General features: G+C 40.1%; 12 protein-coding genes, 1 tRNA gene and 1 pseudogene. 12 read left to right on the top strand and 2 right to left on the bottom strand.

Annotated elements, in window-relative coordinates; all coding sequences use genetic code 11:
• Positions 1-53: 53 nt before the first annotated feature.
• The 7 genes from RG565_RS07535 to RG565_RS07565 all read left to right on the top strand — a co-directional run bounded on the left by RG565_RS07535 (position 54) and on the right by RG565_RS07565 (position 6,600).
• The gene (locus tag RG565_RS07535; protein WP_049534613.1) at positions 54-497 is read left to right on the top strand and encodes a zinc-dependent MarR family transcriptional regulator; all 444 of its coding nucleotides are present in this window, start codon (positions 54-56) and stop codon (positions 495-497) included.
• Positions 494-1,201: a metal ABC transporter ATP-binding protein gene (locus tag RG565_RS07540; protein WP_049534612.1), complete on the top strand. Its 708-nt coding sequence runs from the start codon at positions 494-496 to the stop codon at positions 1,199-1,201. The genes RG565_RS07535 and RG565_RS07540 overlap by 4 nt, the downstream gene beginning before the upstream one ends.
• A complete protein-coding gene (locus RG565_RS07545) occupies positions 1,194-2,000 on the top strand; it encodes a metal ABC transporter permease (protein ID WP_003032021.1) in 807 nt (268 codons plus the stop codon). The genes RG565_RS07540 and RG565_RS07545 overlap by 8 nt, the downstream gene beginning before the upstream one ends.
• 9 nt (positions 2,001-2,009) lie before the next feature.
• Positions 2,010-3,512, top strand: a complete 1,503-nt coding sequence (locus RG565_RS07550; protein WP_247937257.1) for a zinc ABC transporter substrate-binding protein AdcA — start codon at positions 2,010-2,012, stop codon at positions 3,510-3,512.
• Positions 3,513-3,654: 142 nt separating this feature from the next.
• The gene (locus RG565_RS07555) at positions 3,655-4,122 is read left to right on the top strand and encodes a CopY/TcrY family copper transport repressor (protein WP_022526399.1); all 468 of its coding nucleotides are present in this window, start codon (positions 3,655-3,657) and stop codon (positions 4,120-4,122) included.
• A 3-nt stretch (positions 4,123-4,125) separates the two neighbouring features.
• Positions 4,126-6,378: a heavy metal translocating P-type ATPase gene (locus RG565_RS07560; RefSeq protein WP_247937256.1), complete on the top strand. Its 2,253-nt coding sequence runs from the start codon at positions 4,126-4,128 to the stop codon at positions 6,376-6,378.
• Positions 6,379-6,390: 12 nt separating this feature from the next.
• Positions 6,391-6,600 (top strand): heavy-metal-associated domain-containing protein, encoded by a 210-nt coding sequence (locus tag RG565_RS07565; protein ID WP_247937255.1) that lies wholly within the window; start codon positions 6,391-6,393, stop codon positions 6,598-6,600.
• Positions 6,601-6,846: 246 nt separating this feature from the next.
• Here the strand turns inward: RG565_RS07565 and RG565_RS07570 are convergent, their stop codons facing one another.
• A complete protein-coding gene (locus tag RG565_RS07570; RefSeq protein ID WP_247937254.1) occupies positions 6,847-7,707 on the bottom strand; it encodes an RluA family pseudouridine synthase in 861 nt (286 codons plus the stop codon).
• Between the two features lie 137 nt (positions 7,708-7,844).
• On the opposite strand from RG565_RS07570, the gene pbp2a reads away from it, so the two are divergent.
• From pbp2a to nusG, 4 genes are all read left to right on the top strand, one after another.
• On the top strand, positions 7,845-10,064 hold the full coding sequence (gene pbp2a / locus RG565_RS07575) for a penicillin-binding protein PBP2A (RefSeq protein ID WP_247937253.1): 2,220 nt from the start codon (positions 7,845-7,847) through the stop codon (positions 10,062-10,064).
• A gap of 49 nt (positions 10,065-10,113) precedes the next feature.
• Complete coding sequence (gene rpmG, locus RG565_RS07580; RefSeq protein ID WP_003074882.1) at positions 10,114-10,266, top strand: 50S ribosomal protein L33; 153 nt, start codon at positions 10,114-10,116, stop codon at positions 10,264-10,266.
• Positions 10,267-10,275: 9 nt separating this feature from the next.
• Positions 10,276-10,452 carry a preprotein translocase subunit SecE gene (gene secE / locus RG565_RS07585; protein WP_049534599.1) on the top strand — a complete coding sequence of 59 codons (177 nt, stop codon included), beginning with the start codon at positions 10,276-10,278 and terminating at the stop codon, positions 10,450-10,452.
• Positions 10,453-10,596: 144 nt separating this feature from the next.
• Entirely contained in the window at positions 10,597-11,133 is a 537-nt protein-coding gene (gene nusG, locus RG565_RS07590) for a transcription termination/antitermination protein NusG (RefSeq protein WP_003040842.1), read from the top strand.
• 213 nt (positions 11,134-11,346) lie between these two features.
• Here the strand turns inward: nusG and RG565_RS07595 are convergent.
• Positions 11,347-11,417: transfer RNA gene (locus RG565_RS07595), tRNA-Cys, on the bottom strand.
• Positions 11,418-11,600: 183 nt separating this feature from the next.
• Between RG565_RS07595 and RG565_RS07600 the strand changes: the two are divergent.
• A pseudogene (locus RG565_RS07600) lies at positions 11,601-12,546 on the top strand (IS30 family transposase).
• Positions 12,547-12,904 lie beyond the last annotated feature (358 nt).

Raw genomic sequence — 12,904 nt, forward strand, 5'->3', positions numbered from 1 at the left:
TATGATATACTTAACTAGTAAAGAATTAACTGGTTAATCAGAAAAGGAGAAAAATGGGTCAGCTAGCACATGAAATTGATCGTTTTTTAAATGAAATCATTTTAAAATCCGAGAATCAACATGAGATTTTGATTGGATCTTGCACGAGTGGTATGCCATTGACCAATACTCAAGAGCATATTTTGATGTTGCTGTCTGAGGAGTCGCTGACAAACTCAGAGTTGGCGAAGCGCTTAAATGTTAGCCAGGCAGCGGTAACAAAGGCCATCAAGTCATTGATTAAGCAAAAGATGTTGGAACCTTTTAAAGATGTGAAAGATGCGCGTGTTATTTTTTATCGGTTGACAGAATTAGCGAAGCCAGTTGCTGCGGAGCATCATCATCATCATCAGCATACATTGGAAATTTACGAAAAAATTGCCAATCAATATAGTTCTGATGAGCAAGCAACTATTCAACAATTCTTAGAAACCTTAGTGGGGGAAATCGGAAAATGAGATATATCACAGTTGAAGATTTGTCCTTCTATTATGATAAGGAGCCTGTGCTGGAGCATATTAACTATTATGTGGATAGTGGTGAGTTTGTGACTTTGACAGGTGAAAATGGAGCAGCAAAAACGACCTTGATCAAGGCTAGTCTTGGTATTTTGCAGCCTCGATTTGGTAAGGTGACGATTTCTAAGACGAATACAGCTGGCAAGAAGCTGCGGATTGCTTATCTGCCACAGCAAATCGCTAGTTTTAATGCAGGTTTTCCCAGTACTGTTTATGAATTTGTTAAATCAGGTCGGTATCCACGTAAAGGCTGGTTTCGTCGTTTGAATGCGCATGATGAAGAACATATCAAGGTCAGTCTGGACGCCGTTGGCATGTGGGAACATCGAGACAAGCGGATTGGCTCGCTTTCGGGTGGGCAAAAGCAACGGGCAGTCATTGCGCGCATGTTTGCTTCGGATCCGGATATTTTTGTCTTGGATGAGCCGACAACGGGGATGGATGCTGGCAGCAAGGATGAATTTTATGATTTGATGCACCATAGTGCACATCGGCATGGCAAGGCTGTGCTGATGATTACGCATGATCCGGAGGAAGTCCGAAAATATGCGGACCGCAATATTCATTTGGTGCGAAATCAAGATTCGCCATGGCGGTGCTTCAATGTTCACGAAAGTGACAAGGAGGAGGTGAGCCATGTTTAATTTATTAGCTTACGATTTTATGCAACGGGCTTTTCTAGCAGTGATTGCTATGAGTCTGTTTTCGCCGGTTTTAGGAACTTTCTTGATTTTACGTCGTCAGAGTTTGATGAGTGATACGCTCAGCCACGTGTCGCTTTCGGGGGTTGCTTTTGGCTTGGTGCTAGGCATCTCACCTACGATTTCAACTGTCATTATTGTGATGATTGCGGCAGTCTTCTTAGAATACTTGCGGACAATTTACAAGGATTTTATGGAAATCGGAACAGCAATTTTGATGTCGACAGGACTTGCCATTGCTTTGATTGTGATGAGCAGGGGCAAAAGCTCTAGTTCCATGAGCTTAGACCAATATTTGTTTGGTTCTATTGTCACGATTAGTACGGAGCAGGTGATTTCACTCTTTATCATTGCGGCAATCGTGCTGGCATTAACCTTCCTCTTCATTCGACCAATGTATATTTTGACCTTTGATGAGGATACAGCTTTTGTGGACGGTCTGCCTGTGCGCACCATGTCCATTCTGTTTAACATTGTGACAGGTGTTGCCATTGCCCTCATGATTCCAGCGGCAGGTGCGTTGCTGGTATCAACCATTATGGTTTTGCCGGCAAGTATTGCCTTGCGGTTGGGTAAGAATTTTAAATCCGTTATCTTGTTGGCTAATATCATCGGCTTCTTAGGTATGATTGCTGGATTGTATATTTCATATTATGCAGAAACGCCAGCCAGTGCAAGTATTACGATTATTTTTGTCGGCGTATTTTTACTAGTAAATTTATTGAAAAAATTTATCAAATAGGAGTAAGAAATGAAGAAAATTGGTCTATTAGTAGCAAGTTTACTGAGCATCTTTTTAGTGGCTTGTTCCAATCAAAAAAGTGCAAATGGGAAATTAAATGTTGTCACAACATTTTACCCAGTTTATGAATTTACCAAGCAAGTGGCAGGCGATACTGCCAATGTTAAGTTGCTAATCGGTGCAGGGACAGAACCACATGAATATGAGCCTTCTGCTAAGGCTGTCGCAACGATTCAAGATGCAGATACTTTCGTTTATGAAAATGAAAACATGGAAACTTGGGTGCCAAAATTGCTTAAAACCTTGAAAAAAGGTAAAGTGAATGTGGTGAAGGCGACTGGGAAGATGTTGCTACTGCCTGGTACAGAAGAGGAAGGAGATCATGATCATGGTACAGAAGGACATCATCATGAATACGATCCTCATGTATGGTTATCACCAAAACGTGCTATTAAAATGGTGGAAAATATTCGTGACAGCTTAAGTAAACGCTATCCCGATAAGAAAGCGACTTTCCAAAAAAACGCAGCAGCCTACATTAAGAAATTAGAAACTCTGGATAAAGAATATACAACTGGTTTAGTAAATGCAAAACAAAAAAGTTTTGTAACGCAACATGCTGCTTTTCGATATCTTGCATTGGATTATGGTTTGAAACAAGTTCCTATTTCAGGGCTTTCACCAGATAGTGAGCCTTCAGCAGCGCGTTTGGCTGAATTGACAAAATATATTAAGAAAAACAATATTAAGTATATCTATTTTGAAGAAAATGCTTCTCAAGCATTGGCTTCTACATTGGCAAAAGAAACGGGTGTGAAGTTAGATGTGCTTAATCCGCTTGAAAGTTTGACTGAAAAGCAAACAAAAGATGGAGCAGACTACATTTCCATCATGCAATCAAACTTGAAAGCTTTGAAAAAGACGACAGATCAAGCTGGTACTGAAATTTCTGCTGAAAAAGAAAAAAATACAAAGACTGTACAAAATGGCTACTTTGAAGATAGTGCTGTCAAAGACCGTACGTTGTCTGACTATGCAGGTCAATGGCAATCCGTTTATCCATATTTGCAAGATGGAACTTTAGACCAAGTCTTTGATTACAAAGCAAAATTAAGTGGTAAGATGACAGCTGCTGAGTACAAGGCTTATTACGAAAAAGGCTACAAGACAGATGTGTCTCATATCAATATCACAGATAAGACTATGGAATTTGTAGTCAACGGACAAAAGAAGAAATATACTTATAAATATGTTGGCAAGCATACATTGACGTATTCGAAAGGTAATCGTGGCGTGCGCTTCATGTTTGAAGCGACAGACCCTGACGCAGGTAAGTATAAATATGTTCAATTTAGCGATCATAATATCGCCCCAACGAAAGCAGCACATTTTCACATTTTCTACGGTGGTGAAAGCCAAGAAGCCCTCTTTAACGAATTGGAAAATTGGCCAACTTATTACCCAACGAAATTAAGTGGACAAGAAATCGCCCAAGAAATGCTTGCGCATTGATAAAGACACAATTTCTATACAGAAAGAGAAAAATCGAGTTGAGCAATCTTCTCGATTTTTTTGCTTGACAAATTATGATTACAGATGTAAACTATAAAAGAATTGATAATTACAATTGTAATCAGAAAAGAGACGAAACAAAATGGAACAACAAAATATTAGTCAGGCAGAATGGCAAGTTATGCGCGTTTTGTGGGCGTATCCTCATAGCCGGAGTACTGAAGTGGTAGAGCGTTTAGAAGCTGATTTTGATTGGAAACCGGCTACTGTCAAAACCTTGCTGAATCGCCTGAAGACTAAAGAGTTTATTTCAATGGAAAAGATTGAGGGCAAGTTTTACTATGATGCGTTAATTTTAGAAGATGAGCACTTGGAAAATAGTTGGCGTACCTTGCTTGACAATATGTGCAATACCAAGCATGGTGATTTAGTAGTTTCGATACTAGAAAGCAATCAATTCAGTCAAACAGATTTATCTCGAATCCTAGATGTTGTAAAAGAAAAGCAGGTACAAGCGCCGGAGACGATTCAGTGCAATTGTCCACCAGGTCAATGTACTTGTGGCGCGCATTGCCAAGATGACACGAATCAATCGAAAATGGCGGAGTAAGAAATGGAAAAAGACAAAAAAGAGTATAAATTATCCGGCATGACCTGTGCAGCTTGTGCGATGACCATTGAAATGGTCGTCAACGATTTGTCAACAGTAGAAGAAGCCACGGTGAACTTGGCGACGGAAAAATTGACAGTTTTTCCCAAAGAAGGATTTGCAAGCGAGCAAGTCTTAGACGCTGTGAAAGAAGCAGGCTACCAAGCGACAGAAAAGGGAGAACAAAGGCGGTCTGATTATGCGAAGCAAGTCGCAGAAAAGCAAGAAAACGTGCGCAAAATGGCGTGTCAGATTTGGTTTGCGGCAGGAGCGACCGTGCCACTCCTCTATATTTCAATGGGGAGCATGATTGGCTTGCCGTTACCCTCCTTTTTAGATCACATGACGCATCCCATTGCCTTTGTATTGGCGCAATTTTTCCTTACTTTGCCAGCGATTTGGGTTGGTCGCGGTTTTTATGTACGTGGTTTTCGGAATTTGGCAAAACGGCATCCGAACATGGATAGTTTGATTGCTGTAGGAACGAGTGCAGCGTTTTTGTATAGTTTGTACTCGGTCGTTCAAGTTTTACTGGGGCATCATACTTTTGTACACCAGTTGTATTTTGAATCAGTTGGTGTGATTATCACTCTTGTTTTACTGGGGAAATATCTGGAATCCAATGCCAAGGGACGAACTTCGCAAGCGATTCAAAGTTTGATGAGTTTGGTGCCCAATCAAGCAACGGTTATTCGTTATGGCGAAGTCGTCACAATTGATACAGAAGACATCAAGGTTGGAGACATTGTACGGATCAAACCGGGAGAACGTATGCCAGTAGACGGTGTGGTTATCTCTGGACAAACCTATGTAGATGAGTCCATGATGACAGGTGAAAGTGTTCCTGTTGAAAAAAACATCGGAGATGTGATTACCAGTGCCACTATGAATCAAACGGGTTCTATTGACTATGAAGCAACTAAAGTCGGTTCGGACACAACCTTAGCTCAGATTGTTCATTTGGTAGAGGAAGCGCAAGGCTCGAAAGCGCCTATTGCAGCTATGGCAGATAAAATCTCGCTCTACTTTGTACCAATCGTCTTGGGCTTGGCAGTTTTAGCAGCTCTGTTGTGGTACTTTCTGGCAGGAGAAAGCCTGCAATTCTCACTTTCTATCTTTATTGCGGTATTGGTTATCGCTTGTCCCTGCGCGCTTGGGCTAGCAACTCCGACGGCTATTATGGTAGGCACAGGAAAGGGTGCTGAAAATGGCGTCTTGATTAAGTCGGGACAGGCTCTTGAAGCGGCTCATTTGGTAGAAGTTGTCGTTCTGGATAAGACAGGTACGATTACCGAAGGGAAACCAAGTTTGACGGATGTGTTGACTTTTGGTGATGTCACACGGGAGGAATTGCTACATTTGCTTGCAAGTAGTGAGCAACATTCAGAACATCCATTGGCGGTAGCAATTTTGGAAGCCGCTCAAGATGAAGTCGTATCTTTGGCACCGGTAACGGATTTCCAAGCAATCTCAGGTAAAGGGATTATAGCTCAAGTAAAAGCTCAAGAAATTTTAATCGGGAATGAAAGCTTGATGAGACAATACCAAGTCGAGCTCGGAGAACATATCTCTGACTTGATTTCCTTATCTCATCAAGGAAAGACGGCCATGTTTGTCGCTTTGGATAGACAATTGGTGGGGCTGGTAGCAGTTGCTGATCCAATCAAAAAAAATAGCCGTGAAGCTATTGCTGAATTGCAAAAAATGGGCTTAGAAGTTGTGATGTTGACAGGGGACCGTGAGGAAACAGCTCAAGCTATTGCAAGAGAAGCTGGTGTCGATCAAGTGATTGCAGGAGTATTTCCAGACGGCAAAGCAGATGCCGTCAAGGATTTGCAAGTGCAGGGGGAAAAGGTTGCCATGGTGGGTGATGGAATCAATGATGCACCTGCTCTGGTGCAAGCTGAAGTCGGGATTGCTATTGGTTCTGGAACGGATGTGGCTATTGACTCAGCCGACATTGTTTTGATGCACAGCGACCTTTTAGATGTGGTGACAGCCATTCGCCTCAGTCAGGCTACGATTAAAAATATCAAAGAAAATCTTTTCTGGGCTTTTGCCTACAATACCTTAGGAATACCAATCGCAATGGGTCTTTTATATGTATTTGGCGGTCCGCTACTCAATCCTATGCTAGCCGGTCTTGCCATGAGCTTTAGCTCGGTTTCTGTCGTCACCAATGCGCTGCGTTTACGGCGCTTTAAAATAGAATCATAAAAGGAGTTCATCATGAAACAAATTGTTACTTTAGAAAATATATCTTGCCAAAATTGCGTGAAGCATGTCACCGAGCACTTCCTAAAATTGGAAGGTGTATCGGATGTTCAAATTGATTTAGATACAAAGGTTGCGACTGTAACTACCAATCGTGCATACAGTGCAGAAGATTATCAAGCTGCTCTGGCTAAAACGATTTATAAAGTTGTTAATGTTGCATAAAAAATGAGGCTGGGCAAAAAGTGTCCCAGCTTCTATTAGAATTAGTAATAAACGAATAACTCAGCTTCAACAATTCAGTAAATTGTTGAAGGCGGGAAATCAGCCTTGCCCAGCAATCATAGTGGCAGATAAAACTTGCGAAGCAAGTATCAAAGCTGTTTGCTTTTCAAGCTCGGAAGAGCACTCTTGCGGGGGAGGGACTACGAACTAAAAATCGAAAATTTTTAGTTCGTAGTCCCTTTATTTTTAAATCAATCCTTTTTCAAAACTTTGAGAGGTAGCTTCGACACTAATTTTTTCGAGTGTAAAAGGATGTGTGAAAGTTAAACGATGAGCATGAAGCATGAGGCGCTCTGACTTTTGAGGATTGTACAATGGATCGCCAACGATAGGAAGCCCATGATGAGCAAGGTGTACACGGATTTGATGAGTTCGCCCAGTTTTAAGTTGACACTTGATAAGGGTGTTGTTTCCAATTTCTTTGAGCTTAGTGACCTGCGTTTCAGCGTATTGACCGTTTTTGTTATCCACTAGCCGTTTTCGCCGATCGTGACGGTCGCGCCCGATTTTATCTGTATAGATTTGACGTTTTTGGGGGAATACTCCTTGTACCAAAGCCCAATATTCACGCGAAATTTCCTTGTTTTCTAGCAATCGATTTAAGATTGGCAAGATAAAAGGATTCTTCGCAAAAAGAACAGCTCCGCTTGTTTCCTTGTCTAAGCGATGAACGACATAGCAAGTATTTCCAACATAAGCAGAGACATGATTTAAAAGTGCCAGCTCCGTTGGTTCATTGGCATGTGTTTTCATGCCTTCGGGTTTGTTGACGATGGTGATGTGTTCATCTTGGTATAGTTCTTCCACCAGGCTAGCATTTCCCATGAGAATGGATTTCTGTGGATAATCTTCTTCGTCAAAAATCAACGTAATTTCGTCATGTGGATGGACAATACTCTGCCAATTGATTGATTCATGGTTGACGAAGACGTGTTTTTTAATGCGTAGAAAATGGCGAATCTTTCGTGGAATCAAAAAATGTTCTTCCAGCAGCTCTTTGACTGTCATTTCTGGTAAACCTTGTGGAATCGTAATCGTAAATTGCATATAGTTATTGTAACAAAATAGCCGATGATTGAAAATAAGCAGCTCGAGATTAAATAATTTCTTAAAGTTTTCTAAACTAAACGCTTGATAAGAGGTCCCTTCTTGTCTGGATATGGAGAAGGTGATAGAATAAGGATATGAAAAAATTAAGTGAGTTATTTGAAATAGTAGTGAATCATTTTAAAAAGGAAAGTCCTGAGCGCAAGCATCAAGAGGTGACAGAGGTTGAAGAATCTGAGCCGCATTTGAGCCGATCTGGGAAAAGTCGGAAAAAGCCGATTTCTCAACACCCATTTCGTCGATTTTGGCGTCGCTATCACCTGACAAAGATTGTCTTAATTTTGGGACTTGGTTTTGGTTTGGTGACAGGAGGTTATCTCTTTTATGTTGCCAAATCCACTAATGTGAATGATTTGCAGAATGCTTTGAAAGCAACGACATCTATTTATGATAAGGACGGCAAAAAAGCTGGAAGTTTGTCAGGGCAAAAGGGAACTTACGTAGAATTGTCCCAGATTAGCCCGAATTTACAACATGCTGTCATTGCGACAGAAGACCGTTCTTTTTATAAAAATAGTGGGATTAACTACGGTCGTTTTATCATGGCGATTTTGACAGCGGGACGTTCTGGTGGTGGTTCTACCATTACACAACAATTAGCCAAAAATGCTTACTTATCTCAGGATCAGACCATTGAGCGGAAAGCAAAGGAATTTTTCCTCGCCTTGGAATTAACCAAGAAATATAGTAAAAATCAGATTCTCACCATGTACCTCAATAATTCTTATTTCGGGAATGGTGTGTGGGGAGTAGAAGATGCTTCTAAAAAATATTTCGGCGTATCTGCTAGCCAGCTGACACTAGATCAAGCAGCTACCTTAGCAGGAATGCTTAAAGGACCGGAGCTATACAATCCCATTGCTTCTATCAAAAATGCAACCAATCGGCGCAATACCGTTCTGCAAAATATGGTAGCTGCTGGCTATATCAATCAAGCAACAGCCAATCAGGCAGCAGCGAATGGTTTGGGCAGTCAATTGGTAGATGCTTACACAGGAAAATCGGCAGATTATCGCTATCCGTCTTACTTTGATGCGGTTATCAATGAAGCAGTTCGAGATTATGGTTTGACAGAAGCCGATATTGTTAATAACGGCTATCGTATTTACACGGAGCTAGATCAGAATTACCAAGCTAGCATGCAAGTCATCTATGATCGCGAAGATTTATTCCCGCAAGCAGCCGATGGGACAAGAGCCCAATCGGGTAGTGTAGCGCTTGACCCTAAAACTGGAGGTGTTCGCGCGCTTGTCGGGCAAATCAATAGTACGAGTGCTGGTTTTAGAAGTTTTAACTATGCCACACAATCTTCAAGAAGCCCTGGCTCGACTATTAAGCCCTTGGCGGTTTACAGCCCTGCAGTTGCAGCAGGTTGGTCCATCAATAAAGAGTTGGACAATAGCACAACGACTTACGGAAATTACACCGTGAACAACTATGGTGGAATTCAAGCCAGTCCGACTGTGCCAATGTATCAGGCTTTAGCGCAATCCTTAAATATTCCAGCGGTTGCTGCTGCTAATGAGTTGGGACTGAAAAAAGTTTTTGAATATGGTAAAAAATTTGGCTTGAATATGGATAAAGTGGATCAGACTCTTGGGGTGGCTCTCGGTAGTGGCGTAACAACCAATCCGCTACAAATGGCACAAGCCTACTCGACTTTTGCCAATAATGGTGTTATGAATGATGCTCATTTGATTACCAAAATTGAAAATGCTAGTGGACAAGTAGTCAAAACTCATAAATCAACTTCAACGCGAGTGCTTAACCGCTCAACAACAGAAAAAATGACGAGTATGATGCTGGGAACATTTACTAATGGTACAGGTGTTTATGCGGCTCCTTACGGCTATGATATGGCTGGGAAGACAGGAACGACAGAGACTGACTTTAACCCAGATTTATCAGGAGATCAATGGGTTATTGGTTACACACCAGATGTGGTGATTAGTCAGTGGCTAGGTTTCCCAAAGACAGATAAAAATCATTATCTGACAGGCACCAGTGCCAATGAAGCTTCAGCTATTTTCCGAAGTGTGGCAAATAGTATCTTACCGTACACAAATGGTACGAAATTTGGTGACGAAAATGCCTATGCAAAAAATGGCATTGCACCGGTTGATACGAATGGTACAAATAACACTACGAATCAAAGTAACAATAATTCAGATATTTTGAAAGATGTGCAAGATAAAGCCAAGAATTTGGTTGACCAAGCTAAGAAAGCAATTGACGATGCTAAGATTCCTGAAAAAGCACAGAATCTTTGGGACACGGTTAAGAGTTGGTTCCAATAGACTTGTCAAAAATGGGCTTTCCTGATATAATAAACAAGATGGAGGCGTTATGGCACTAAAAAAAGCGAGTCTGGCGTGCACGGTTTGTGGATCGAGAAACTATTCAATCAAATTGAGTAGTACGCCAAAACCAAAACGTCTGGAAGTAAATAAATATTGTAAGCATTGCAGTAAATATACGATTCATAAAGAAACTAGATAGGAGAAAGTTGTGAAATTCATTAAAGATACATTTCAAGTATTAAAAGATACAACTTGGCCAACTAGAAAGCAAAGCTGGATAGATTTTATCTCAGTCATGGAATATACAGCTTTCTTTGTCGTCATTATTTATCTTTTCGACTTACTTGTCACAAGAGGTTTGGTACGATTGTTAAATATCTTTTAATTTTTAGCCTGCTTGTTGTTTTATCAAGTAGGCTTTTATTATAAAAATGGTAGTAAAAAGATTGCATTTGCCATTTTTGTGGTATAATAGGGCTAGAAAAGAAACTGAAGCCCTCAGGCTTTTTTATTTAGGAAAGGAAGAACGATGGACAGTTTTGATAAAGGCTGGTTTGTCTTGCAGACATACTCAGGATATGAAAATAAAGTAAAAGAAAATCTTTTACAACGTGCACAAACCTATAATATGTTGGAAAATATTTTGCGCGTGGAAATCCCAACGCAAACGGTACAAGTGGAGAAAAATGGAAAAACCAAAGAAGTTGAAGAAAATCGTTTCCCAGGTTACGTCTTGGTAGAAATGGTGATGACAGATGAAGCGTGGTTTGTCGTACGGAACACACCAAACGTAACAGGCTTTGTTGGCTCGCACGGAAACCGCTCCAAACCAACACCACTATTGGAAGAAGAAATCCGCCAAATCTTGATTTCAATGGGACAAACCGTTCAAGAATTTGACATCAATGTGAAAGTTGGCGATACAGTTCGGATTATTGACGGAGCTTTTGCAGATTATACGGGTAAAATCACCGAAATTGACAACAACAAAGTTAAAATGATTATTTCGCTATTCGGAAATGATACAGTTGCCGAAGTAAATCTGAACCAAATTGCTGAATTATAATAAAAAGTGAGCTAGAAATCAATTTTTATAGTTATTGGTTTAGCTCACTTTTTGTACTATTTTGATGAAAAATAAACTCTTGTTGAAAATGTTTGTCTCAAATTCACCCACCAATTTTATTATATTTGACCTAATTTAACCGAACAAAAAAATAAAAAAGCCCGATTTTACGGGCTTTTCATTCGGTTAATTCCTGTTAAATCAGGTTACGGAAGGCGGTAGACGGATTTGAACCGACGATCAAGCTTTTGCAGAGCCGTGCCTTACCACTTGGCTATACCGCCACAACGTTTATTATTTTATCCTAAAAAATCGTTTTCGTCAAGAGTGTAGATTGGTTTCTCTTTGTAAAATTTTAGTGTTTTCCGATTAAATTTAATCGCCCTGTTGTAAAATGAAGTGCAACACAGAAGACATGTTCATCTGATATACTAGAGTTGCGAAAAACAGTATAAAGGAAGATGAACATGTCCACAAATTATTCTACCACAAATCAATCCTACAAGCACTTATCTGAAGCTGAGCGAGGAGAAATTGAAGCTTATTTAAGCGTAGGACTCAAACCTGCTGAAATTGCTCGTAGACTGGGGAGAAATCGCTCTACTATTATTCGTGAAATTAATCGTGGTTCCATAACACAATGGAAAAAAGTCAATGGGCAGAAGGTCTACTACCAACACTATTATGCAGATGCTGCCCATAACCGTTATCGGGATGCTAGAGAAACCAAGGGTGCATAGCGTGGATACCTTTGTTCATACCTATAGACTCCAACATGTAGATGCAGTTGTTCCTTCAACCAAGACGCTCTATAACTATATCCATCAAGGTTTGTTAGAGATTAAGGTTATTGATTTACCAAGAGCAGTGCGGATCCGTAAGAAATTTAACAAGCGTCCCTCTACCAAGAAACATCTAGGAAAGTCAATTGAAGAAAGACCAGAAGAGATTAATAATCGTTCCCGTTTTGGAGATTGGGAAATCGATTCTGTTCTGGGTGGAAAGACAATAGGAGAACCTTCTATTTTAACATTGGTAGAACGACAAACACGCTATGCTGTCACAAAGAAACTCGTGGAAAAGAAAGCAGAGTATGTCAATCAAGCAGTCTTAGAGTGTATGAAACTTTATCCCATTAAGTCCATAACTACAGATAATGGAAACGAATTTTCATCATTGAGTAAGATAGAGGGATTAGATGTTTATTTGGCACATGCCTATTCATCTTATGAACGAGGCACAAATGAGAATTTCAATGGATTATTAAGAGAGTTCATTCCCAAAGGATCCTCACTAAAAAAACTAAATCCGACACTTTTAGAGGACTATACAAAGGCTATCAATGAAAGACCTAGACGAATCCATGGCTATCAGTCCGCAAAAAAGCTGTTTGAGCTAACTCAAACAGCTTGAAAGATACTCACTTAATCAGAGGAACAACTTTGTTGCACTTGACTTGACAATTGGGAATTAAATTTAATCATTAAAGTGGTGAAATTATCATTTTGATAAGCCGAAGAAAAATTTGGATTGATAGTTTTCCTTGCTTTAGTTAAGATAGCAATAAGATAAACTTGTTTAGCTGAATCAACTAGCTTCAAAAATATCAGCCACCATCTTCCTAAAAGTAAAGAAGTCAGTAAGTTAATTTCCTGTTACTTGCTTCCTTTTTTTTAATAATTGTATCCATCTCATATGACATTTCTAAAATTAGAAGTTCATATTTTTTAGCCATGGGGACTTCTTTAACAAATAAATGTTTCCAGCTATC

Source organism: Streptococcus sp. IsoGale021 (genome assembly GCF_031142795.1).
GTDB lineage: Bacteria > Bacillota > Bacilli > Lactobacillales > Streptococcaceae > Streptococcus > Streptococcus hominis.

Bases quoted from the DNA above. Each gene is read 5' to 3' on its own strand.
- RG565_RS07535 (WP_049534613.1), top strand. From the start codon at position 54: ATGGGTCAGCTAGCACATGAAATTGATCGTTTTTTAAATGAAATCATT.
- RG565_RS07540 (WP_049534612.1), top strand. From the start codon at position 494: ATGAGATATATCACAGTTGAAGATTTGTCCTTCTATTATGATAAGGAG.
- RG565_RS07545 (WP_003032021.1), top strand. From the start codon at position 1,194: ATGTTTAATTTATTAGCTTACGATTTTATGCAACGGGCTTTTCTAGCA.
- RG565_RS07550 (WP_247937257.1), top strand. From the start codon at position 2,010: ATGAAGAAAATTGGTCTATTAGTAGCAAGTTTACTGAGCATCTTTTTA.
- RG565_RS07555 (WP_022526399.1), top strand. From the start codon at position 3,655: ATGGAACAACAAAATATTAGTCAGGCAGAATGGCAAGTTATGCGCGTT.
- RG565_RS07560 (WP_247937256.1), top strand. From the start codon at position 4,126: ATGGAAAAAGACAAAAAAGAGTATAAATTATCCGGCATGACCTGTGCA.
- RG565_RS07565 (WP_247937255.1), top strand. From the start codon at position 6,391: ATGAAACAAATTGTTACTTTAGAAAATATATCTTGCCAAAATTGCGTG.
- RG565_RS07570 (WP_247937254.1), bottom strand. From the start codon at position 7,707: ATGCAATTTACGATTACGATTCCACAAGGTTTACCAGAAATGACAGTC.
- pbp2a (WP_247937253.1), top strand. From the start codon at position 7,845: ATGAAAAAATTAAGTGAGTTATTTGAAATAGTAGTGAATCATTTTAAA.
- rpmG (WP_003074882.1), top strand. From the start codon at position 10,114: ATGGCACTAAAAAAAGCGAGTCTGGCGTGCACGGTTTGTGGATCGAGA.
- nusG (WP_003040842.1), top strand. From the start codon at position 10,597: ATGGACAGTTTTGATAAAGGCTGGTTTGTCTTGCAGACATACTCAGGA.